A 23,432-nucleotide genomic window follows, 5' to 3' on the forward strand; every position below is an offset into this window, starting at 1 on the left:
CGAAAAATGCTCTGGATCTAGTCTGCCTGGAACATCAGCACCGCCAGCGGCGGCAGCACGATTGACGCCGAATGCGGATGGTTCATCCACTCTTTTTCCTCGGCAGTGACACCCCCCATGTTGCCTCGATTACCCCCGCCATAAACGGAACTGTCGGAATTGAAGATCTCACGCCAACGGCCCGGCCCCGGCAATCCGATACGGTAGCCCGTGCGTTCCACCGGGGTGAAATTGCACAGCACCACCACCGGTTTGTCCTTCGGCCCGCCTTTGCGGATATAGCCCAGCACCGAATTCTCGGCGTCGCCGCCCTCCAGCCATTCGAACCCTTCGGGCCGCGTATCGTTGACATGCAGCGCGGGCGTTTGGCGGTAGATATTGTTGAGGTCCCGGATCAGGCTTTGGATGCCGCGATGTTGCGGATAGTCCAGCAAATGCCATTCGAGAGAGCTGTTGTGGTTCCACTCACTCCCCTGCGCAAACTCGCAGCCCATGAACAACAGTTTCTTGCCCGGATGCGTCCACATATAGCTGTAATAGGCGCGCAGGTTGGCGAATTTCTCATCCCCCTGCCCCGGCATCTTGGCGATCATGCTGCCCTTGCCATGCACCACCTCGTCATGGCTGATCGGCAGGATGAAGTTCTCGGTAAAGGCGTAATGCAGCGAAAACGTGATCTCGTTGTGGTGATGCTTTCGGTGGATCGGATCTTGTTCAATATAGCGCAGGCTGTCGTTCATCCAGCCCATGTTCCACTTGAACCCGAAGCCCAGCCCGCCCGCATCGACAGGGCGGGATACGCCGGGAAAGGCAGTGCTTTCCTCGGCCGCTGTCATGATGCCCGGCACCTCACCATAGGCGATGGTGTTGGTGCGCTGAATCAGGGAAATCGCCTCGTAATTCTCGCGCCCGCCATCCTTGTTTGGCACCCACTCCCCCTGTTTGCGGGAATAGTCGCGATACAGCATCGAGGCCACGGCATCGACGCGCAGCCCATCGACATGGTATTCCTCAAGCCAATAGAGCGCGTTGGAAATCAGATAGTTGGCAACCTCGACCCGACCGTAGTTGTAGATCAGTGTGTTCCAATCCTGATGGAACCCCTCGCGCGGATCGGCGTGTTCATAAAGCGCCGTGCCGTCGAACTGGCCAAGCCCGTGAACGTCGGTTGGGAAATGTCCCGGCACCCAGTCCAGCAGAATGCCGATACCCTTCTTATGCGCCGCGTCCACGAAGGTGCGAAACTCACCCGGCGTGCCATACCGGATCGTCGGGGCAAACATGCCGACGGGTTGATAGCCCCAGGAGCCATCGAAGGGATGTTCGCTGATCGGCAACAGCTCGATATGCGTAAAACCCATATCGGCGGCGTAATCGACAAGATCCGTCGCCATCTCGATATAGGACAACGGCCGCCCGCCATCTTCGGCGACGCGTTTCCAACTGCCTGGATGCACCTCGTAGATCGATACGGGAGCATCGACATTCTGCACCGTGGCGCGCTTGTTCATCCACGCCTTGTCGGACCATTTGGCAGCCCGGATGTCGCGCACGACAGAGCCGGTGGCAGGCGGATGTTCGGACCCGAAGCCAACCGGGTCGGCCTTGGCGGGCAACACGGTACCGTCGGCGGCCATGATCTCGTATTTGTAAATCTCACCATCGCCCAGATCGGGGATGAACAGCTCCCACACACCGGTTGCCCCGCGTCGACGCATCGGGTTGCGGCGTCCGTCCCAGAGGTTGAAATTGCCGATCACCGAAACACGCTGCGCATTCGGTGCCCAGACCGCGAAATGTGTGCCCGTTACCTTTTCATGCGTCATCACATGGGCACCCAGCACCTGCCAGATCCGCTGATGACTGCCTTCGCCCAAGAAATATTCGTCCTGCTCGCCGATCACCGGACTGAACCGGTAGGGATCGTCAAACTCCCATTCATTATCCGCATTGCGCGCCCGTAACCGGTAGCTTGCAGCCTTGCGTTTCAGCGTACCGGTGAACAACCCGTCTGCACCCTCGACCGCCGACAGGGGCGTTACGGTCGCCTTGCCAGTCAACACCTCGACAGTGTCCGCGCCGGGCACGAAGGCTGTGACCGTGGGCTTTCCGTCTCGTTCGTGGGGGCCCAGGATTGAGAACGGGTCCCCGTGGCGGCCCTGCGATATGGACTTGGCCGCGTCGGGATGTAGAGCATCGTTCATGCTGCGCCTTCCTCCCTGTCCAGGGCTGATTCTGCGCCCCAGATTTCCGCCATGTAACCACGAATTGTGCGGTCAGATGAGAAAAATCCGGAGCGGGCAACATTTAGCACCGCCTTTTTCGACCAGGCCTCGGGATCAAGGTAAAGTTGATCCGCATCGCGTTGGGCGGTGTAGTAGCCCTCAAAATCTGCCGCGACGAGGTAGTGATCGTGATTCCACGCCCTGTCGACCAACCCGTGATAGCGGTCGGGATCAGTCGGGCTGAACCGGCCTTCGACAATCAATTGCAGGACGTTCTGCATGTTCTGGCTTGCCTCGATCGCATCACGCGCGTGGCGGACGTTGCGGCGGCGTTTGACGACCTCATCGGCCGTCAGGCCGAAGAGAAAGAAGTTCTCTGCTCCCACATGCTCGCGGATTTCGACATTGGCACCGTCCAGCGTACCGATGGTCAAAGCCCCGTTCATGGTGAACTTCATGTTGCCGGTGCCAGACGCCTCTTTGCCTGCGGTCGAGATCTGTTCCGACAGGTCCGCCGCCGGGATCAGACGTTCGGCTATCGAGACGTTGTAATTGGGCGGATAGATCACTTTCAGCATATCGCCGGTGACGGGATCGTTGTTGATGACCTGCGCCACATCGTTGATCAGGTGGATGATCTCTTTTGCCACGGCATAGCCCGGCGCGGATTTACCGCCGAAGATCTTCACACGCGGCACCCAGCCCGCATCCGGATTCTCGCGCATATTGTGCCACAGGGCGATGGTCTCGAAGATGTTGAGATGTTGGCGCTTGTATTCGTGGATGCGCTTGATCTGGACGTCGAACATGGCGTCAGGGTCAATCTGCACCCCCAAGGTTTCCCCGACCCAGTTCGACAGCGCCACTTTGTTGGTCCGCTTGGCGGCGCGGAAATCCTTGCGGAACCCCTTGTCCCCGGCATGCGGTTCAAGCGACCTGAGTTGATCGAGATCGCCGATCCAGCCATCGCCGATTGTGTCACAGATCAGCCCGGCAAGCGACGGGTTTGCCAATTTCAGCCAGCGACGCGGCGTCACCCCGTTGGTCTGGTTGATGATGCGGCCGGGGTGCAGTTCGTTAAGGTCGTGAAAGACCGTCTTTTTCACCAGATCGCTGTGCAGGGCCGAGACGCCGTTGACCTTATGCGACATGATAAAGGCCAGCTCGCCCATCTGCACCTCGTTGTTCCGCACGATCCCGACATGGGCCGGGCGCTTTGTGGCGCGTCGGTGGTCATCGTCAATCCGTTCGATGATCTGCATATGGCGCGGCAGGATATTCCCCATCAGCCATGTCGACCACCGTTCCAACGCTTCGGGCAGCAATGTGTGGTTGGTGTAGCCCAAGGTGGCGCGGGCGATGCCCTGCGCCTCGTCCCAATTCAGCCCGTGCTTGTCGGTCAGCAGACGGATCAGTTCCGGACCCGCGATCGCCGGGTGCGTGTCGTTCATCTGGATCGCCACCTTCTGTGGCAGCTTTGTCAGATCGTCATATTCCGACAGGAACCGGCGCAGAATGTCCTGAAGCGCGGCCGAAGTGAGGAAAAATTCCTGTTTCAGGCGCAATTCCTTGCCCTGATAGGTGGTGTCGTCGGGATACAGAACCCGGCTGAGCGTCCGCGCCAACGCTTCTGGTTCAGCCGCAGCGGCGTAATCACCGGAATTGAAACGCTCCAGATCGAACAGCGTCGTGGGCTTGGCGCTCCACATCCGCAATGTATTGGCCCAGCGGCCCTGCCAGCCGATCACCGGCATATCATATGCCGACGCGATGACGCTTTCCGACGGGTGCCAGTCGCCATCCACGGCCTCGCCCTTGAAGCCGATCTCATAGGCGGATTCGGGCCGCGCAAATTCCCACGGATGCGCCTGGGTCAGCCAATCTTCCGGGGTCTCTACCTGCTGCCCGCCCTCAAAGCGCTGCCGGAACAGGCCGTGCTCATACCGAATGCCATAGCCATGCGCCGGACATCCCAGCGAAGACATCGATTCCAGAAAACACGCGGCAAGACGGCCAAGGCCACCATTGCCCAGTGCTGCGTCGGGTTCATCCTCGATGATCTGGCGCAGGCCGAAACCCAGTGACTTCGCGGCACTTTCACAGGTTTCAAGCAGCCCGAGATTGATCATCGCGTCTTCCAGCATCCGCCCGATCAGAAATTCCATCGACAGATAATAGACCCGCTTGCGCTGGCCCTCATACGTCCTGCGCGTTGCATGGAACCACGGCCCGACGATGCGGTCGCGGATGGCATAGGACAGCGCCATCCGCCAATCATAGGCCGATGCATGCCTTGCGTCCTTGCCAAGCGTGTAAATCAAGTGATGTTCGACGGATTGTTTCAGCTCTGCGGCGCTCAGCGGTCGGGCGTCTTTGGTCATGCTCATGTTAAGAATAATCCCTTGAATCCGCCCTTTATTAGCAAAATGTTTGCGCTATCGTAACCCTGAAGCGATGCCCCCAAAGGCACGAAACGATTTTGCCACTGCCCTTATCCCAGGCGATTTGCCAAATGCCCTGGGTCGCTGGATGATGAGGATCTCGCCTGTTTTCATTGCAACCGATCGAATATGCCGATGCATCGAAAATCCCGCCAACTGTCCGCCACCCCCAAAACACGGGTTAAGGACAAGCAGCAGTCTTTTCGACAGACGGCCCCGGACAAGACCGACGATACTGCGTCTCGAACCGCTTTGTGGCCAAGTGCCGCTGTCGAACGGATTCATCCGCGGTCAGCAATTGCGCAGTTCAATGCCGGTCATCTGGCCGTCAGTCGTTGGCTTGCTCGCGTCGACGCTGCTGCGTTGATCTGCCTCTGGTCGGGGCGCGGTTGCGGTGTCCAAGCCAACAATACCCGCAAGACGTACCGGTTGCGGCATACAAACCTGCCTTGTTTCGTCAGAACGTAATCGCATGTCGCGCAATGAAACCTTCAAGAAGAGCCTGCTGCGCTTCGGTCAAGGGCCAGGCTGACGGTGGCCGCGCCGGTCCGCAATCGTGACCAATGGCGCGCAGAGCCGCCTTCACACCCGTCACATTTGTCCCGTTCGATTCTTGCGCCCGGACATCCTCGAACGGTTTCATTTCGGCAATCAGGGTGTTGGCCAATGCATAATCACCGGAATCGAGCGCTGCGTGAATTGCCACCGATCGTTCTGGCCAGACGTTGATCAAACCAGAGGTGAAACCGCGCGCGCCCACGGCGTAGAACGGCGGGGCCCACACTTCGGCCAACCCGCCGACCCAGATGATATCCGGGTCGCTCGCCGCCATTGCATCGGCGAGCTTCAACGGATTTGGCGTGGCCCATTTTACGCCAACGACGCCCGGAACGGCACAAAGATCGGCAATTGCCTGCGTTCCGATGGTGTCATTGCGCAGATAAAGCATGATCGGCAGGTCCGCCGCCTCTGACACGGCGTGCACATAGGCCACCAATCCGCGCGGTGCGGCGAAAGGATCTGGCGGCTGGTGGATCATCAGCGCATCCGCGCCCGCCGCTTTCGCGCTGCGCGCCAACTGGCACGCGTCCACGACAGAGCGGCCCACCCCGGCCACAAGCGGCACGCGGCCCTGGATGTGCCGGGCAGCGGCGCGGCACATCTCCTCGGCCTCATCCAGCGACAGGCTGTAGAATTCTCCTGTGTTGCCATTCGCGGTCAGGACATGCACGCCAGCCGCAATCGCCTTTTCAACGACCGGCTTTTGACGATCCGGGTCAATTTTTCCATCCGTTGTCATCGGGGTGACCAGAATGCCGGATATACCGGTCAGGGCTTTGGTCAGATCATGGGGCATGGCGGATCGCTTTCACGTTACAAGATTGATAGGGGCGATGGTGCGGCCTGCGCATATTTTGGGACCAATGGCCAACAATGCGGACAAATTTTGCTCAGTGCGCACACCGGAACGGGCTGTCAGAACTGTGTGGGGCGCGCCCGCCGCGCCGGGCGTTGGACAAAAGCTCTGTCTGGGATGCATCAGGATCGGCTGCCGGGATTTGGCCTGAATTGCAGGCAAGCAATTCAGACACAGAATATTCGGACAGCGTATCGCGAACATGATCAGGAACTTGTTTCGATCAAATCCTTCATCATCTCCATTTCTTCACCGGTCAGATCGGTCAGCGGGCTGCGCACCGGGCCTGCCTCGAACCCGCGCAGGATCACCCCTGCCTTGACCGCCGATACGGCGTAGCCGGATTGGCGATCACGGATCGCCGCAAACGGATAGTAGAAATCCGCCAGCAGCTTTTCACAGGTCGCATCATCGCCCGCCGAAAACGCTTTGTGGAAACGCAGCGCGATTTCGGGAACAAAGTTGAACACGGCCGAGGAATAGGTCGGCATACCCGCCCCGCGATAGGCTTGCGCGAACAGCTCGTGCGTGGGCATCCCGCCGATATAGGATAGACGGTTGCCCAGCTTCAGCGTGACCCGGCGCACCGTATCGATGTCTCCGGTGCCGTCCTTGAAGCCGATCAGATTGGGACAATCATCCGCAAGCCGTTCCAGCGTTTCTGCCGTGACCCGCGCCTGCCCACGATTATAGACGATCACCGCCATTTTCGTTGACTTGCACACGGCACGGATGCGCGCCTCGATGCCTTCTTGTGGCGCACCGATAAGGTAATGGGGCAAAAGCAGGATACCGTCGCCGCCCGCCGCCTCGATACTTTGCGCAAGCTCGCAGGCCATGCGGGTGCCATAGCCGCAGCCTGCAATGATCGGCGCATCGGGTTGGGTCTGCTTGGCGGTTTTGACCACCTCGACAATCTCGGAAGGGGTCAGCGAGAACATCTCGCCCGTGCCACCCGCGACGATCAGGCCGGCGACGGGATAGCTCGACAGCCATTCCAGATGCGCGGCGAAGGGCTTCGGGGCAAAGTCACCGCCGCTGTTGAACGCAGTGACAGGAAAAGACAACAATCCGGTGCGGATGCGTTCCTTTAGGTCGCTATTGTCAATCATGAGAAGCCTTTCTTTCGGAATGTTAAACAGCACAAGCGGTCACAGCGACGCGTCTGCGCAAATGGCGACCTGTTGTCCGGCGATGGCGACAGCGGCGGATGACGGCAGTGCCACGGTGGTTACTTCTGGGAGCTGCATTTTTCAGCTTTCGACTTCGGATCGGCGATAAAGGACCGAAGAAATGAACGCCATCAGGATGAAACCCGCGCCCAGCGATCCGGTAATGATCTCTGAAACGTGCCAGATGGTTTGCAGGAACATGATGATCGACAGCACAAGGATGGACCAGAAAGCGCCATGTTCGAGATAGCGGAACTCTGCCAGTGTTTGTCGCTCTACGAGCATGATGGTCATTGACCGGACATACATCGCGCCGATGCCCAGCCCGATGGCGATCAGGAACAGGTTCTGCGTCAAGGCAAACGCCCCGATGACGCCGTCAAAGCTGAACGACGCGTCGAGCACCTCAAGATAGAGAAACGCGCCAAGACCACCCTTCGCCACGGTGCCCGCAGCATCGGATTTGTCCAGCACATGGCCCAGCATATCAACCGCAAGAAAGGTCAGCAGGCCCGCACTGGACGCGAACAGGAACCTGCCCGCGTCCTGATCCGGCAAGGCCGTCGCAAAGCCCAGCATCACCGCCAGAACAAAGGCAATCTCCATCCCCCGGATAGACCCGAAGCGGCGCATGTTGCGTTCCAGCGCGGCGATCCAGTCAACCTCCTTGCCCTCATCCACAAAGTAGCTGAGCGCCACCATCATCAGAAATGCCCCGCCAAAGGCCGCAATCGACAGATTCGCATCGCCGATGATGCGGGCATATTCGGCAGGCTCGCGTGCCGCCAGGCGCACGGCCTCTATCGGGCCGATGCGCGCAGCGATCACCACGATCAGAAGCGGAAAGACGATCCGCATGCCGAACACGGCGATCAGGATACCCCATGTCAGAAACCTTTGTCGCCAGATCGGCGTCATGGTCTGCAACTTGTTGGCGTTCACGATGGCATTGTCGAAGGACAGCGAAATCTCGAGGATCGCCAGCACAAGGCCGATCATAAAGAAGCTAAGCGTGCCTGCGATAGTGCCGGAATAGGTCCAGCCCAGCCAAAGCGTCAGCATCAGACCCAGCACGGTGACGGCAAAGGCCCAGCGGAAGTAGTGCAATATGGTCATTATGTTCCTGTGGCAGAGTTAGTTAACTGCTGTCAGCAAGGGCTGATCAGCATAGAATGCGGCGAGGTTATCGACGACCAGTTGCGCCATGGCATCGCGCGTTTCCTCCGTCCCCGACGCGTGATGCGGATAGAGCGTCACATTGGGCAGCGCGGTCAATTCTGGATCGGGGTTCGGTTCGTTGAGAAACACATCCAGACCGGCCCGCCCCAGCCTGCCGTCTTTCAGCGCGCGGATCATTGCAGGTTCGTCCACGACACTGCCGCGTGCGATGTTGACCAGCACACCGTAAGGGCCAAGCGCATTCAACGCGGCCTCGTCCATCAGCCCGCGCGTTGCGTCCCCGCCAGCAACGGCCAACACGATCACGTCGCTTTCAGCCGCAAGCGCCGTCAGGTCTGCAACATAAGGATAGGCGATCTCTGGCTTTTCGCGGCGACCGTAATAGGCGATCTGCATCCCCATGCCCGAACACCGCGCGGCAATCGCCTGTCCGATCGTGCCCATGCCGACAATGCCCAACCGCGCGCCTTTCAACGTGTGTTGCAGCGGATACATGCCCTTGCGACCCCAGTCGCCGGCGACCGTATAGGCATGTGCATCAATCAGCCCCCGCCGCGCCGCCAACATCAACATAATAGCCGTGTCGGCCACGTCATCGCACAAAGCGACAGAGGTGTTGGTCAACTTCACACCATGGTCGGTCAACGCGTCCACGTCGATATCTTCGTACCCGGCCGACGAGCAGGCGACGACTTTCAGCTGCGGCATAGCCTCAACCATCTGCCGCGACAGTTTCGCATGTCCGTTGGTGACGACACCCTGGCATTTCGGGCCGTGCGCGGCCAGGAACGCAGCCTTGTCTTCAGCCTCGTCGTAGCGGTGCAGCGTATAGGCCGCTTCCAGTTGCGCCCAGGCTTTTGGGCGCGTCGGGTACAGAACCATCACGTCAGGTTTCATTGAGCCATCTCCAGTCGTTTTACGCGTCGCGCGGCCTGCACCTCGGGGTCGGGGTTCAGACTCGCAGCCAGAAGGTCTTGGGTGTAGCGCATCCTAGGTGCCTCGAATATCTGCCGAACGCTGCCCTGTTCGACGATCTCGCCGCCCTGCATGACAATCACCCGGTCGGCAAAATCGCGGACCACCGGCAGGTCATGCGCGATGAATATGTAGCTCAGACCAAGCTCTTGGCGCAAACTGTCAAGCAATTCGATCACCTGCGCCTGGATCGACACGTCAAGCGCCGAAACCGCCTCGTCGCAGACAATGATCCGCGGCTCCAACGCAAGCGCACGCGCAATGGCAATTCGCTGACGCTGCCCGCCCGAAAACTGATGCGGGTAGCGGTGCATATGTTCGGCCTGCAACCCGACCTGTTCCAGCAGTTCCGCAACGCGGGCCTTCCATTTGTCTTTTGGCAGGATTTCACGGTGGATCACCCACGCCTCGGAGATCAGATCGTAGACCGACATGCCGGGGTTCAGGCTTTGTGTCGGATCCTGAAACACCATCTGGATATCGCGGCGCATTTCAAACAATTCGGCCGGGCTGAGCGCGAAGAGATCTCGTCCCTCGTACTCGGCCTTGCCGCCAGACGCCTCTTCGAGCCGCAACAGAACCTTCGCCATCGTCGATTTGCCCGATCCGCTTTCACCCACAACGGCGAGGGTTTCCCCCGCCAGCAGATCAAAGCTGATGCCCTTCAGGGCCGCGAATTCGCCATAGTTCTTTTTCACATCCGTCAGCCGCAAAAGCGGCTCCTGCTCGGCCACGCCAAGCGACATGTCCCCCTGACCGGGCGCTGCCGCGATCAGCTTTTGCGTATAGGGGTGCTGCGGAGTGTGATAGACTTGCGCAGCACTGCCGGATTCGACGATCTGGCCGCCATTCATCACCACAACGCGATGCGCCATCTCTGCGACCACACCCAGATCGTGGGTGATGATCAGAAGGCCCATCCCGGTTTCCGTCTGCAACTCTTCCAGCAAAGCCAGAATCTGCGCCTGCACGGTGACATCCAGCGCCGTGGTCGGCTCATCCGCGATCAGCACGTCAGGCCGCAGGGCAAGCGCCATGGCAATCATCAACCGTTGCCGCTGACCGCCGGAAAACTGATGCGGATATTTTTTCGCGGCACCTTCGGGGTCGGGGATGCCGACCTTGCGCAGCAACCTGACCGTCTCGGCCCTGGCCTCGCTACGCGACGTGCCGTGGATGACCATCGTTTCCTCGATCTGCCAGCCGACGCTGTAGACCGGGTTGAGGTGGCTCAGCGGATCCTGAAAGATCATCGCGATCCGCTTGCCGTTGAACATGCGTCGCTCGTCACGGCTCATCGTCAACAAATCGCGCCCTTCGAACAGGATGCACCCGCTGGAGATTTCGCCCGGCGGGATGTCGATCAGATCCATGATGGCCGAAGCGGAGACCGATTTTCCGGACCCGCTTTCCCCTAAAATCGCCAGTACCTCGCCGCGATCCAGATGCCAGCTGACATTGCGTACCGCATGCACCGGGCCGCGCATGGTGTGAAAAGTAACCGACAGATCCTGCACTTCGAGTAGATGATCACCCATTCTTCCTGTCTCCGATTTCCAGACGCCAGCGTTGCTTCGGGTCCAGCGCTGTGCGCATCCAGTTCGACAGCAGGTTGAGGCTGAGTGTCGTCAAAACGATCGCCAGACCCGGCCAAAAGGACAGCCACCATGCGGTGGTCAGATAAGGCCGCCCCTGACTGACCATCAGACCCCAGGTAATCTCGGGCGGTTGAATGCCGATGCCAAGAAAGGACAATGCGCTTTCCGCCAGCATGACGAAGGCAAAATCCAGCGTCGCGATTGTCAGAAGCGTCGGAAAGATCACCGGCAGCATATGACGAAAGATTATCCGCATCTCCGACGCGCCCATCACCTTGGCCGCCTGCACGAACATGCGTTCGCGGACCTCCAGAATTTCAGCGCACGTGGTGCGCAGGTAGATCGGGATGCGGGTGATCGCCAGAACGATGATGATGTTCCCGACCGATGGCTCCAGCATGTACAATACGATCACCGCCAGCAGCAGCGATGGAAACGACATGATCACATCCGCCAAACGCGGAATGATCTGTGCAGCGCGCCCACGCGAATTGCCCGCAATCAGGCCCAGTGTGCCCCCGACCGCCATGGCGGCCACGACAGAGCCTCCCGCCACCATCATGGTGTTATGCGCAGCCACGATGATCCGCGCCAGAAGCGGGCGGCCCAACTGGTCGCCGCCAAGGAAAAATTGCCAGCCGCGCGACAGATCGAACGGCGGGGCGTTACGACCACGCAGGTTTTGTCGTCCTGCGTCATATTCCAGAAAGAATGGGCCGATGAAGGCGCAGGTGATGACGATCAGCAGAAAGATCACAGCGGCCAGCGCAAGCTTGTCGGCCAGCAGCATCGACCAGAACGCAGCAAACTTGCTTTTTTCCTTGACCGCGGCGCTTTGTGGAGGGGTAGGGTTCATCGGCACCTCAATACCGGATGCGCGGATCGAGCACGGAATAGGCCAGGTCGATCAGCAGGTTCATAACGAAGATCGCAAGAGCCGTCACCATGATGGCCGCCAGAACGACGGCGAAGTCACGTTGCAGGATGCTGTCGATCATCAGTTTGCCGACGCCGGGAAAGCCGAAGATCGTCTCGACCACGACGGCACCATTCAGAATGGCGGCCGCCTGATCGCCGATCACGGTGATCACCGGCAGCATCGCGTTGCGCAACGCATGCACAAAGATGATCGGACGCGAGGCGACCCCCTTGGCGCGGGCGGTTTTGACATAAGCCGACCCGAGCGCGGTTATCATCGACCCGCGCACAACTTGCAGGATCAGCCCAAAGGGGCGGACGAAAAGCACTCCGATGGGCATGATCCAATGCCAGACCGTGCCGGTGCCAGAAGTCGGCAACCATCCCAGATTGACCGAAAACAGCACGATGGCCACGATGGCGATCCAGAAATCCGGGGCGCTGGCACCGATCAGGGAAAAGAACGTTGCCGTGCGATCAAACAGCCCGCCGACCCGAAAAGCAGCCAGAGAGCCGACCACAATGGCTGAAATAGTCACGACAGTCATGGTGATGGCGGCAAGTATCAGCGTCCACTCGAACGCTTCCAGCACCACGTCCAGCGCGGGGCGCGAGCGGCGGATCGACTCGCCGAAATCAAGCATTGCGAGATCTGCCAGATACCGCCCGAACTGGACGATCAGCGGATCGTTCAGCCCATGCAGGGCTCGGAAATTCTCGCGCGCTTCCAGGCTGGCATCGACCGGCAGATACAAGTTCGTCGGGTCGCCCGTCAGCCGTGACAGAAAGAACACTGCGACGACCAGGAACAGCAGTGATATCAAGCTGGCATAGGCGCGCTTGGTCAGAAACGACTTCATGACACGAGGCTCCGTGATGGTGGGTTCGGAAGGCGCACGGATACGCCTTCCGATGGCTTCAAGGCGTTACTTGAAATTGATCTGCGCCAACTGAAGTTCAGAGTTGGTGGCGATGGTCGGGGTAAAGTCCAGACGCTCTGCCACACGGCTGAAGCCGACCATGTGAAACAGGAATACATCCGCCACGAGATCGTTGTGGATCATCGCGAAAGCGTCTTTCCAGAGAGCGGCGCGGTCGTCACCGGTGGCGGCGGTCGCGTCGGCCATAATCTGATCAAGCTCCGGCGAGCAGAACCCGGACTGAAGCCCCTCGCAGGCGTATTTGAAGAACATCGAGAAAACCGGATCGCCGCGGCTGTTGTCATGCATCGCCAGCAGGATGGACGGCCCCCGACCTTCGGCAAATGGCTTGGAGTACAGGTCGATCCATTCCGCAACCTCGTACATCCGAAGGTCGACGTTGAGACCGACATCCCCGAACATCTGGGTCAGCGCCTCGGCAACTTCGGTCACGTTGGGGAAGTTCCCGATCCGTGCGATCATGGTGATTTCTGCATCCACCGGAACACCGTCCGCCTTGGCTTCTTCCAGCAGCGCGCGGGCCTGCTCCGGGTCATAGGGCCAAGGTGACAGATCACTGTTCCAACCCAAAGTCGAGGGGGGCACGATATGGGTCGCGGCCTCAGCGTCCTGCGGCAGCAGCGTGCCCAGAAACGCCTCGCGATCCACGGCCATATTCATCGCCTTGCGCACCCGGATGTCATCCAGCGGCGCAACCCCGTGATCTACACGCAGATAAGTGGTTTCCGAGTTCGGGTAGGCAAAGTCAGTGGCCGGGTTCGTGGCCTGCTCCTGACCGATCAGCGGCACGATATCGGCCTCGCCGGTTGCGACCATCGCGGCACGCACGGCATCATCCGACCGGAACAGATAAGTGGCCTTCGTGACCGCTGGCACCTCACCCCAGTAATCGTCACGACGTTCCAGCGTGATATTCTGACCGACATTGCGCTCGGTCATCTCATAGGGTCCGGTGCCGACAGGCTGCTGCATGAATTCGAACGGCGTTTCGGACGGGACGATTGTCAGCGTGGACATCAGCAATGGCAGGATTGGCTGCGCCGGGTCCGACGTGATTTCAAGCGTGTGATCGTCCACCACTTCCATGTCCAGAGTCATGCCACCGAAATACTTGGCCCCGATTTCGCAGACGATCTGGTCGGATACGGCGCGTTCGTAGCTTTTGACCACATCGGCGGCGTCAAACGCCGACCCGTCGGAAAAGCTGACGCCCTGCCGAAGCGCGAAGCGCCAGGTATCCTCATCGACCGCCTCCCAGCTTTCGGCCAGACGTGGCATCAGACTGCCATCCTTTGTGTTCAGCTCGACCAAGGTCTCCGAGATGTTCTGCTGGATCACGCGACCGATATTGGATTGCGATGTCATGCAGGGTTCAACCGTCTCCAGATCCTCGTTGAGGACGATGGTCACGTCGCTATCCTGTGCGAATGCCGGAATGGCGACGGCAAGCGCAATGGCGCTTCCATAGAGATAGGATCGAATGTTCATGCAGGTCTCCTCCGTGTCGTGCAGCGTGTTTTTCGTACCGGGCATCGCTGCCTGGCCCGGCCGTTTCTTGGGTTCTCGGCTCTTCTCTGGCCCATAAACCCTCTGAAACTGTACAACAGCGCAAAGCCTCCGTGAAACAGGAACTGGCGTACAGTGATGTTAATCCTGTATCATTCTAACTTCGAACAACATCACTCCAGCGGCATCCGGCTGCGCGCAGTTGACGCCATCAGCGCGATGGAAACGAAAATGAGTGAGGCTCCGACCCATGTGGCCAGACCGGCAACCTCTCCAAACAGCATGTAGGCGAGCGCCGCGACAAGAGGCAGCCGCAGAAAATCCATCGGTGCCACCAGCGAGGCATCCCCAAGCTGGAAGGCCCGTGTCACCGCCACCTGATTGATCGCACCAAGCGAGCCTTGCAGCGCCAACAACCCCCATTGCAAAGGCGTCGGTGTGGTCCAGAAGTATATCGCCGGCAACACGGCCAATGGCACCATCGTGATAAGGTTCCATGCAACCAATGTCTCGGCACCTTCGGTGCGACCCATAACCTTCAAAATCAACTGAATGGTCGCCACCAACAGGGCCGACAGCAGCGCCAACCACAATGCTGTTGCCGTGGCACCGCCCACCATCGCGGGCTTCAGAATCACCACGACGCCAACAAAACCAAGTGCGGCGGAAAACATCCGGAGGGGCCTTGGCTGCTCTGCCAACAGGAACCAAGCGCCCACAGTCACGAATACGGGCGCAGCAAAGCCGATGGCCGTCACCGAAGCAAGCGGTGCCTCGGCCAAGGCCGCGAACAGCGCCACAAGCGACAAGAGCTTCAATCCCGCACGCAAGGCGTGAAGGGCGTAGCGCTTGGTTTTCAGAATATGCGGGCGCTTCATCATCCATGGCACCATCGTTAAAAGGCCGAAACTTGCCCGCGTGAAGCCGATCACAAACGGATGGATTTCACCCGCGAGAAGGCGCACGATCACGGCATCCGTTGCGCTGATAAACGCAACGAACAACATGAGAACAATCGCCGTCATGGCAGACTTGTCGCGCATTACCGGGCCTTTCCACGGAAGGGCGAGCCGCCCACCATATTGCTGCCGGCCGAATGAAACGATAAGCAACACTACTTGTCAACTTCTGCGATAGCCTCATTAAAACGAGAACGGGAATTACTAATTTATTGTTTTATTACAGTATATAAAGCCTATCTCTCTATATTAATCCCATAACAGAATAATCCTTCTAACTTTACAACTGATTATTCTACGCCGCAATTATAGCGCACCATCCAAAGCGGAGCTCTCATGCTGTCCTTCCGCAAAGACCCCGCAGATATTGCGCGCACCATGACCGGGCGTGTCACGGACAGGCATGCAGTGCTGGGCTCGCCCCGTGTACAAAATCATGCAGCCTTCCTGGCGCGTTCGCCGCAAGGACAATTGAACTGCGTCTGGTTCGGCGGCAGTCTGGAAGGCAAGGTGGACATCTGCATTTTCGCAGTCGGTTGGCAGGCGAAACTTGGTCCGAACCGACCGCCACTTCAGTGCCCAACAACAACTCTTCCATCGCCGTGATCCGATTGACCGACGGGCGCGTCGCGCTGTGTTGCAATCCGGTGAACGCCGACATGCCCCCTGATAGACGCGTGTCACTTTATGACGAATTGGGCGAAGACGACCGTCCCGAAGCGACCGGCGGCTGTACCCCGATCTGGGGCGTCCCGCTTGCGCCGTTGGTTGTCGCGTTTTCAACTGATGACGGACAGACCTTCCCGCGCGGCATGATCGTCGCCGAAAGCACGGGAACGTGCCTCAGCAACAACAGCGAGGATGGCCGGAACCAGGAACTGCCCTACCCGGCACTGCTGGAAACGCCCGATGGGCAAGCTGGACAAGCGCGCCGGCAAGGCTGCGTTCCGGTTCATCGAAGCCGCCGTGCGGGCGGCCGAGGCTGGACGGATTGGCTGCATCGTCACTGGCCCGATCAACAAGTAAGCACTGAATGCCGCCGGTCATCATTACGATGGCCATACCGGGATGCTGTCGTCTCTGACCGGCAACAAAGGGGCGCTCATGTTGCTCGCCTCGCAGCGGCTGAAGGTGATCCACGCCTCCACGCATGTATCGCTGAAAACCACGATCGAGCGGACCAGCCCCGAGCGGATCCGTGACACCATCCGCGCAGGGTATTCCCACCTGCAACGCATTGGCATCAAATCGCCCCGTATCGCCGTCGAAAACGGACATGACGCAGAGGCGCGCCGCGGCATGATGCTGGCCAGCTATTGCGGTGGCATCTGTCTGGGTCCGGTCAATACGGCGGCAGGTCACGCGCTGGCCTATCCGTTGGGCACACGGCTGCACCTGCCGCACGGCCTGGCAAACGCGATCATCTTTCCGCATGTATTGGCCTTCAGCGCGCCTGTCCGTCCACAAAAAACCGCTGAAGTCATGTCCGCCCTCGGGCTTGAGGCCACCCCGGACAGCGATCAGGTGGCAAAGCGGACACATGACTTCTGTGCCTCGCTCGGGATCGAAATGCAGTTGTCGCGGCATGGGGCGTCCCAAGACAGCCCGGCGGGATGGGCCAAAGAGGCGCATGCAATCCGACGGCTTATGGACAACAACCCCCGTGATATGAGCGTGGATGACCTGCGCAACATTTATGCTGCCGCCTTCTGATCATTCGGCGAACAACCGGTCTCTTGATCCGATCAGATGGGTAGCCATGAACTGACGCGCATCCTCGGCCCGGCGATCCTGGATCGCCTCGAAGATCGCCTGATGTTCGGCATAAACATGATCCAGCCCGTCAGCCGTTTGCTTCAGCGATCGCCCGTGGAACTGCATACCAACCGCGATGTGATCCTTGAGCGCCTCCATCGCGGTCGAGAAATACCGGTTACCCGATGCTTTCGTGATTGCCAGATGGAACTGAAAATCCGCATCCTCACGATGTCGGTTACGGTTTGTGGCATCGCGCATCAACTCCAACGCGCTTTGGATCAGTGCCAGATCTTCTGGCGTATGACGTTCCGCCGCAGAGGCCGCTCCGGCGGGTTCCAGCGTCAGGCGAAATTCGTAACAGCGATGCAGATCCGAAAAGTTTTCGACCTGACCAAACCCCAGCGGTTCACGCATACCCGCCTGCCGAACGAAACTACCCGCCCCCTGACGCGAATAGATCAGCCGTTGATCGCGCAGCTTGCGCAGCGCTTCGCGCACGATCGGACGCGACACTTCAAATTCGCTGGCCAGATCATGTTCTGTCGGAAGGCGTTCGTCCGGCGCATACGCACCGGATTTTATCGCGCGGTACATCCGGTCAAAGACCATATCCGAAAGACTTTTACGTTGACCCGGAAAGCTGCTTTCACGGGGCCGAGACGTTGCTGGCACCTTATCTGTCATACCAAGTCACTCCACATCGCGCGTCAGATCTTTCAGGGTCGGTGCCACGCATCGGCTTGCCGCATCAGGATCAACATCTCGCGTCCGGGTAGACACCGCAGTAACATCGGCATTGCGCGCCAAGGCATCTGCCAGCGTGGCGACTAGGACCGATGAACCGGGGGCACAAAATGGCGCTGCCATGTCCAGCGCACCAGTCAGATCATCCGCGACAATGACCAGCTGTTCAATTTGTTCACTCACAGATCTAGCGCCACATTTTTTCTAAGAAAATTGATGATTCATAGTTTACACCTGCTAAAATGAAACACAACGGCACATCGGCATCCGGGGCGCGAGAATGGACGGAAAACTCTTCGAGCTAAACCACCTGCGGTCTTTTGTTGCCGTCGCGAAAGAGCTGAACTTTCGCCGCGCTGCGGCCCGGCTGAACATGACGCAGCCGCCCTTGTCTCGTCATATCAGCCTGCTGGAACATGCCGTCGGCGTACGGCTTCTGGATCGCAACAATCGGTCGGTCAGGCTTACGGCTGCTGGGCGTCGGTTTCTGGGAGATGCCGTAGACATTCTGAAACGGGCCGAAAGCGCCGCTCTTTTTGCGCGGCAGTCAGCCCGCGGCGAAAGCGGGTCTTTGGTGTTGGGCTTTGTGCCCTCTGCCTGCATCGAGGTCATCCCCAGAATACTTGGGCGTGTGGAGCGAGATTTGCCCGGCGTTCGGCTGATACCCGGCGAGATGATGACATTCGAGATTATCGAAGCACTTCATTCCGGCGGCGTCGAAATCGGCTTGTTTCGTCTGCCCCAGCGGCAGACAGGCTTGGATATTCACAAAGTATGGAGCGAGGGCTTCGTGCTGGTCGTGCCGCGCGGCCACCCTTTCGCAACCAAGCCGGATCTTTGCGCCGAAGACCTCAATGATGCGCCGTTTATCGGCTTCTCGACGGAACGTGGTGGGTTCCTTTTCGACGTGGTTCAGGGGTTCTTTTCGGCGCGCGGGATCAGCCCGGCTACCCGCTATTCAGTGTCCCAAAGTCATACGATCATGTCGCTGGTGAACGAGGGGCTGGGCGTTGCCCTTGTACCGGCGTCGATCACCAAGACAAAGATGGCTGACACTGTGGTCCGCAATATCGAACTGCCCCGCGATCTTTGTTCCGATCTTTACATGGGGCTTGGCCTGAAAGAACCGGACCGGCTGGTGCGAGAAGTCTCTGAATTGATCATAGATGAGCTGTCGCTGCCCGCACGTTGACAGGCCAACGTACCGCGCGCCGCCGTCCAACAACGCCGTCCGGGAAGAAATAGACGCCGAGGATGAAAAGCGCACCCTGCCAAAGCAGCCGGCGATCCGGATCAAGCAAGCGCGCGTCCGCAGGTGTGGCCCAGGCCGCCTCGGACGCGGCACTCATCATGTTTGCAGGTCGGTTTGCGCGGGGATAACCAGCTTTGTACCAGTCACCGCGTCATATATCTTGACCATAGCGCCGATCACCACCGTAAGCAGAATAACCGGCATGATCCCGAAGCTGCGCATTGTGTCCGGTCCGCCATAGCCTCGCCAGACCTCGCCAGATCGCGAACAGGCTGCCCGTCAAACAGGCCAAAACCATTGCGTCGCACTTTATTCGGTCGCGCCTCACTAAAACGAGTTGTGCTTTTCACTCTGCGATGGGCGCACTAGGTTAGGCGGATGACGCCAAACGTACCCGATGTGACGCTTGCTGATAGTTTGCCGGATCCGGCAAAACTGATCGCCTGTCCGCAATGCGATGCCTTGCACCTGGATGCCGATCTTCCCATCGGGTCCACCTCGCGCTGCGTCCGCTGTCACACGGTTCTGGAATCGCCACGCCAGTTGGCGCTGACACGGATCGTGATGCTGGCCGCCGCAGCGCTGATCCTGATGATCGCGGCAATCTTTTTTCCCTTCCTCGAACTGCACGCCGCAGGGCGGATACAGCGCAGCTCGCTATTGGACACCGTCATGGCATTCTCAACCGGCATGACCGCCCCACTGACGCTGGCAATGGCTGCACTGATCGTGATCTTGCCGGTCACGCGCTTCGTTTCGCTGATCTATGTACTGGCACCGATGGCCTTTGGCTGGACACCCGCACGCCACGCTTCGCGAGCGTTTCGGATTGCCGAAGCGCTGCGCCCCTGGGCAATGGCAGAGGTGTTCATCGTCGGCGTTGCCGTGGCGCTGGTCAAGGTTGCAGGGCTGGCGCATCTGTCCATCGGCCCGGCATTCTGGGCGTTCGTCGCACTGGTCATCGTGACCGTGCTGAAAGACAATTTCATGTGTAGGGTAACGGTTTGGAAAACACTCGAACAGCGCCGTCCGTCCTGACCGCGCGCGCTGCGGGCCTGATCGGATGCACGCAATGCGGTCGTGTGCAAACGCCGGGTGCGGCACGTTGCATCCGGTGTGGCAGCGTCTTGCAAAGCCGCGACGAGGCCAGCCTGCAAAAGGTCTGGGCCTGGTTTTTTGCGGGCTTGGTCGTTTATGTGCCTGCAAACATATATCCGATGCTGCGAACCTCATCGCTTGGCAAGACAACTGACAGCACTATCCTAGGGGGCGTGATTGACCTTATCCACCATGGCTCCATCGGAATTGCGCTGATCGTATTTTTCGCCAGCATCGTGATTCCCGTCGGCAAGTTCATTGCCATCGCCTATCTCGCGCTCAGCATCCGGCACAGGGTCAAGCTAAGCGATCACCGCCGGCATATCCTGTACGAAATAGTGGAATTTGTCGGACGCTGGTCGATGATCGACGTCTTTGTTGTCGCCATTCTTGCGGCACTTGTGCAACTGGATTTCGCCGCGCACATTAATCCGGGCATTGCTGCGGTGAGTTTTGCACTTTCGGTTGCATTTACAATGATGTCCGCACAAAGCTTTGACCCGCGTCTGATCTGGGACGCCAACAAAGGTAATCCCGCATGAGCCACCCCCGCCCCGCGGAAATGGATATGAGCCCGCCCAGAAAATCTTTTTGGCGGAACCTGTCCTTTGTCTGGCTGGTGCCGATTGCCGCTTTGGCGGTCACGCTGTTCATCGCCTGGCAAAGCTGGGCCGCCAGAGGTACTTTGATCGAGATCCGTTTTACCAACGCGGCGGGCGTCACCGCCGATGAAACCGTTGTGCGTTATCGCGATGTTTCGGTCGGGCTGGTCGAAAACGTGCGGTTTTCGGCAGATATGGAAAGTGTGATCGTCGCGGCGCGTATTGACCAGAACGTTGCCGACAACCTGCCCGTGGATGCGCAATTCTGGGTCGTCCGCCCGGAGGTGTCCGCGCGCGGGATCTCGGGTCTGTCGACGGTTCTGTCCGGTGTCTATATCGAAGCCTCGTTCACGCCTGAACCTGGTGCGGCCGCGTCCTCTTTCGAGGGGACCAACAAGGCTCCGCTTGTGTTGCCAGGCAAGAAAGGCACACGCCTGACAATCCGCGCATCTGACGGCAGTCGGTTATCGGCCGGCTCACCCATATTTTACCGAGGCATAGAGGTTGGCAGCATCGAAGCGCCGCGCTTGTTGGACAGCGGCGATGGTGTGGTGGTTGAAGGCTTTGTCGAGGCCCCGCATGACCGGCGCATCAACAGCGCAACGCGGTTCTGGGACGTTTCAGGGTTTTCGGTTTCATTAGGGGCTGGCGGGCTGGATCTGTCTGTGGACTCTCTGGCGTCGCTGGTCACCGGCGGCATTTCCTTCGACACGGTATTTTCCGGCGGGACCACCATTGACGATGATCAGGTGTTTGACCTGTTTGAAAGCGAAAAATCGGCCCGCGAAAGCGTGTTCAGCGACGTGATCGACAATGCGGTCAAGCTGACGGTGGAATTTGACGAATCCGTCAGTGGCCTGTCCGCGGGATCCCCCGTGCAATATCGCGGTTTGCGGGTTGGTGTGGTCAGTGCCATCGGCGCGTTTATCGAGGACACGGCAAGCGGGCAGACGGTCAAGCTTCGCGTGACAATCTCGATAGATCCGCAATCCATGGGCCTGCAAAAGGACGTGCGGCCAGCCGAAACGCTTGCTTTTCTGGCCGGCGCGGTAAAGGAAGGGTTGCGGGCTCAACTGGCGGCGAAAAGCATCTTCAGCAATACGCTGGTCGTCGATCTGGTCGATGCCCCGGATGCGCCTGAGGCAACGCTTGGGATTTTCAATGGCGAATTTCCGGTGCTGCCGTCCATCGAATCCGACCTGCCAGACGTGACAGCCACGGCCGAAGGTCTTTTGCAGCGGGTCAATGATCTGCCTGTCGAAGAGGTCATGGAACAGGCCATCTCGCTTATGGCGTCGATCGAGGCTGTCGCGGCCGCAGAGGGCACGCGCACGGCACCGGACGCCATCCTGGCACTGATCGAGGATGCGCGCGGGTTGATCGGCAGCGAGGCCACGCAAGCCATCCCGCAAGAGCTGCGCGATACGGTGGGCGAATTGCGCAGCACGATTGCCGGGCTGACCAAGGTGACAGAGGATCTTCAGACCGCCGATGCGGTGGGTCAGCTTGTCGCCGCCCTGAATGCTGCCGAGGTCGCCGCCGAGGATTTCTCGGGGCTCAGCGCCGAACTGTCAGAAGCCGGGTCCGAAGTGCCCGCGCTGATCGACGATTTGCGCGCCCTGACCGCCAAGGCCAACTCGCTTGAAGTTGAACAGTTGATGACCTCCGCCGCGTCCTTCCTTGATGGGGCGGACAAGTTGGTTGACAGCGAAGACATGCGCGCCCTGCCCGCGGCCCTGACCGGTGCGCTGCAAGAGGCACAGGCCGCGCTTTCGCAACTGCGCGAAGGCGGCATTGTCGAGAATGCCAATGCAACGCTCGCCTCTGCCAGCGATGCAGCCAAAGCCGTCGCAACGGCGGTGGAAACCCTGCCAGCGCTTTCCGACCGGCTGGCACGTCTGGTGCGCCAAGCCGAAGGCACGCTGGCCGGGTATGGCAATGAATCCAGCTTCAACCGCGAAACCGTCGCCGCCCTGCGCGAGGTCCGCCAAGCCGCTGCCGCCGTCTCGAAACTCGCCCGCGCGCTGGAGCGCAACCCGAATTCCTTGCTGTTTGGAAGGTAGTCCCATGTTTCGTATGCTCCCCCTCGTCGTTTTGCTTGTCTCCGCATGTGCGGGGGCCGAGCCGCGCTACTTGATTGATCCGCCGGACGTGGCGGGGCAGACCAGACTTGCAGTGTCGACCATCGAGGTTCGGCAGGTGTCGTTGCCAACATATGCGGAAGGCTCTGATATCCTTCTGGAAGATGCGGATGGTGCCCTGATGCCCGTCAAAAGCGCGGCCTGGGCGGACGACCCCGTGCGGGCCGTGACGCTATCGCTTGCCGATCAAATGGGGCGCGCCAGCAATGCCACCGTCGCCGCCGAGCCTTGGCCGCTGGAAGCCAGCCCCGACATCTCGGTGCATGTCCGTGTGACGGCAATGGTCGCGCGTGCCGACGGGACGTTTGACCTGACTGGACAATATGCCGTCTCCTCATTTGACAAAGTTGTGCGGGAACGGATCTCGCGGTTCGACATTTCGACGCCAATGCCCGAAACGACGCCGACCGGCATTGCGCGGGCCACCAGCCAATCCGTCACAGCCCTGTCCAACCAGATCCTGACAGCACTGCGCCGCTGACACATCAAGGGACGGCCCCGTTTCA

Annotated in this window: 20 protein-coding genes and 2 pseudogenes; 8 read left to right on the plus strand and 14 right to left on the minus strand. The window is 59.4% G+C overall.

Annotated elements, in window-relative coordinates; translation table 11 throughout:
• Positions 1-17: 17 nt before the first annotated feature.
• The 11 genes from glgB to DMZ65_RS10115 form a co-directional block, all read right to left on the minus strand.
• Positions 18-2,204 (minus strand): 1,4-alpha-glucan branching protein GlgB, encoded by a 2,187-nt coding sequence (gene glgB, locus DMZ65_RS10065; protein ID WP_116598781.1) that lies wholly within the window; start codon positions 2,202-2,204, stop codon positions 18-20.
• A complete protein-coding gene (locus DMZ65_RS10070; protein ID WP_116598879.1) occupies positions 2,201-4,606 on the minus strand; it encodes a glycogen/starch/alpha-glucan phosphorylase in 2,406 nt (801 codons plus the stop codon). Before DMZ65_RS10070 ends, glgB begins: the two co-directional genes overlap by 4 nt.
• Positions 4,607-5,123: 517 nt before the next feature.
• Positions 5,124-6,023 carry a dihydrodipicolinate synthase family protein gene (locus DMZ65_RS10075; RefSeq protein ID WP_116598782.1) on the minus strand — a complete coding sequence of 300 codons (900 nt, stop codon included), beginning with the start codon at positions 6,021-6,023 and terminating at the stop codon, positions 5,124-5,126.
• A gap of 266 nt (positions 6,024-6,289) precedes the next feature.
• Positions 6,290-7,192 (minus strand): 5-dehydro-4-deoxyglucarate dehydratase, encoded by a 903-nt coding sequence (locus tag DMZ65_RS10080; protein WP_198662667.1) that lies wholly within the window; start codon positions 7,190-7,192, stop codon positions 6,290-6,292.
• Between the two features lie 144 nt (positions 7,193-7,336).
• A complete protein-coding gene (locus tag DMZ65_RS10085) occupies positions 7,337-8,371 on the minus strand; it encodes a DUF475 domain-containing protein (protein WP_116598784.1) in 1,035 nt (344 codons plus the stop codon).
• A gap of 18 nt (positions 8,372-8,389) precedes the next feature.
• Positions 8,390-9,331, minus strand: coding sequence for a 2-hydroxyacid dehydrogenase (locus tag DMZ65_RS10090; protein WP_116598785.1), 942 nt, complete (start codon positions 9,329-9,331; stop codon positions 8,390-8,392).
• Positions 9,328-10,947 carry an ABC transporter ATP-binding protein gene (locus tag DMZ65_RS10095; protein WP_116598786.1) on the minus strand — a complete coding sequence of 540 codons (1,620 nt, stop codon included), beginning with the start codon at positions 10,945-10,947 and terminating at the stop codon, positions 9,328-9,330. Before DMZ65_RS10095 ends, DMZ65_RS10090 begins: the two co-directional genes overlap by 4 nt.
• Complete coding sequence (locus DMZ65_RS10100) at positions 10,940-11,863, minus strand: ABC transporter permease (protein ID WP_116598880.1); 924 nt, start codon at positions 11,861-11,863, stop codon at positions 10,940-10,942. Before DMZ65_RS10100 ends, DMZ65_RS10095 begins: the two co-directional genes overlap by 8 nt.
• 7 nt (positions 11,864-11,870) lie before the next feature.
• Positions 11,871-12,785 (minus strand): ABC transporter permease, encoded by a 915-nt coding sequence (locus DMZ65_RS10105; RefSeq protein ID WP_116598787.1) that lies wholly within the window; start codon positions 12,783-12,785, stop codon positions 11,871-11,873.
• A 66-nt stretch (positions 12,786-12,851) separates the two neighbouring features.
• Positions 12,852-14,354: an ABC transporter substrate-binding protein gene (locus DMZ65_RS10110; RefSeq protein WP_116598881.1), complete on the minus strand. Its 1,503-nt coding sequence runs from the start codon at positions 14,352-14,354 to the stop codon at positions 12,852-12,854.
• A gap of 191 nt (positions 14,355-14,545) precedes the next feature.
• Positions 14,546-15,415, minus strand: coding sequence for a DMT family transporter (locus tag DMZ65_RS10115; protein ID WP_116598788.1), 870 nt, complete (start codon positions 15,413-15,415; stop codon positions 14,546-14,548).
• Positions 15,416-15,867: 452 nt separating this feature from the next.
• Here DMZ65_RS10115 and DMZ65_RS19855 point away from each other — a divergent pair.
• The 3 genes and pseudogenes from DMZ65_RS19855 to DMZ65_RS19865 form a co-directional block, all read left to right on the plus strand.
• Positions 15,868-16,188, plus strand: a pseudogene (locus DMZ65_RS19855) (exo-alpha-sialidase); the annotation flags it as partial.
• Positions 16,189-16,240: 52 nt separating this feature from the next.
• Positions 16,241-16,537: pseudogene (locus DMZ65_RS19860) on the plus strand (4-hydroxythreonine-4-phosphate dehydrogenase PdxA); the annotation flags it as partial.
• Positions 16,538-16,588: 51 nt separating this feature from the next.
• The gene (locus DMZ65_RS19865; RefSeq protein ID WP_232824965.1) at positions 16,589-17,044 is read left to right on the plus strand and encodes a dehydroquinate synthase/iron-containing alcohol dehydrogenase family protein; all 456 of its coding nucleotides are present in this window, start codon (positions 16,589-16,591) and stop codon (positions 17,042-17,044) included.
• Here the strand turns inward: DMZ65_RS19865 and DMZ65_RS10130 are convergent, their stop codons facing one another.
• Positions 17,045-17,773, minus strand: coding sequence for a FadR/GntR family transcriptional regulator (locus DMZ65_RS10130; protein WP_116598789.1), 729 nt, complete (start codon positions 17,771-17,773; stop codon positions 17,045-17,047).
• A gap of 6 nt (positions 17,774-17,779) precedes the next feature.
• A complete protein-coding gene (locus tag DMZ65_RS10135) occupies positions 17,780-18,016 on the minus strand; it encodes a four-carbon acid sugar kinase family protein (RefSeq protein WP_232824960.1) in 237 nt (78 codons plus the stop codon).
• A 97-nt stretch (positions 18,017-18,113) separates the two neighbouring features.
• On the opposite strand from DMZ65_RS10135, the gene DMZ65_RS10140 reads away from it, so the two are divergent.
• A complete protein-coding gene (locus DMZ65_RS10140; protein WP_116598790.1) occupies positions 18,114-19,025 on the plus strand; it encodes a LysR family transcriptional regulator in 912 nt (303 codons plus the stop codon).
• 156 nt (positions 19,026-19,181) lie between these two features.
• Here the strand turns inward: DMZ65_RS10140 and DMZ65_RS20030 are convergent, their stop codons facing one another.
• The gene (locus DMZ65_RS20030; RefSeq protein ID WP_269801551.1) at positions 19,182-19,307 is read right to left on the minus strand and encodes a hypothetical protein; all 126 of its coding nucleotides are present in this window, start codon (positions 19,305-19,307) and stop codon (positions 19,182-19,184) included.
• A 156-nt stretch (positions 19,308-19,463) separates the two neighbouring features.
• On the opposite strand from DMZ65_RS20030, the gene DMZ65_RS10145 reads away from it, so the two are divergent.
• Genes DMZ65_RS10145 through DMZ65_RS10160 form a run of 4 tightly spaced genes read left to right on the plus strand, consistent with a single transcriptional unit; the run spans position 19,464 to position 23,407 of the window.
• Positions 19,464-20,123 carry a paraquat-inducible protein A gene (locus DMZ65_RS10145; RefSeq protein WP_116598791.1) on the plus strand — a complete coding sequence of 220 codons (660 nt, stop codon included), beginning with the start codon at positions 19,464-19,466 and terminating at the stop codon, positions 20,121-20,123.
• Positions 20,090-20,725: a paraquat-inducible protein A gene (locus tag DMZ65_RS10150; protein WP_116598792.1), complete on the plus strand. Its 636-nt coding sequence runs from the start codon at positions 20,090-20,092 to the stop codon at positions 20,723-20,725. The genes DMZ65_RS10145 and DMZ65_RS10150 overlap by 34 nt, the downstream gene beginning before the upstream one ends.
• Positions 20,722-22,848 carry an MlaD family protein gene (locus DMZ65_RS10155; RefSeq protein ID WP_116598793.1) on the plus strand — a complete coding sequence of 709 codons (2,127 nt, stop codon included), beginning with the start codon at positions 20,722-20,724 and terminating at the stop codon, positions 22,846-22,848. Before DMZ65_RS10150 ends, DMZ65_RS10155 begins: the two co-directional genes overlap by 4 nt.
• Before the next feature lie 4 nt (positions 22,849-22,852).
• Positions 22,853-23,407 (plus strand): PqiC family protein, encoded by a 555-nt coding sequence (locus DMZ65_RS10160; protein ID WP_116598794.1) that lies wholly within the window; start codon positions 22,853-22,855, stop codon positions 23,405-23,407.
• The last annotated feature ends 25 nt before the right edge of the window (positions 23,408-23,432 follow it).

Source organism: Primorskyibacter marinus, from assembly GCF_003313245.1.
Classification (GTDB): Bacteria; Pseudomonadota; Alphaproteobacteria; order Rhodobacterales; family Rhodobacteraceae; genus Primorskyibacter; species Primorskyibacter marinus.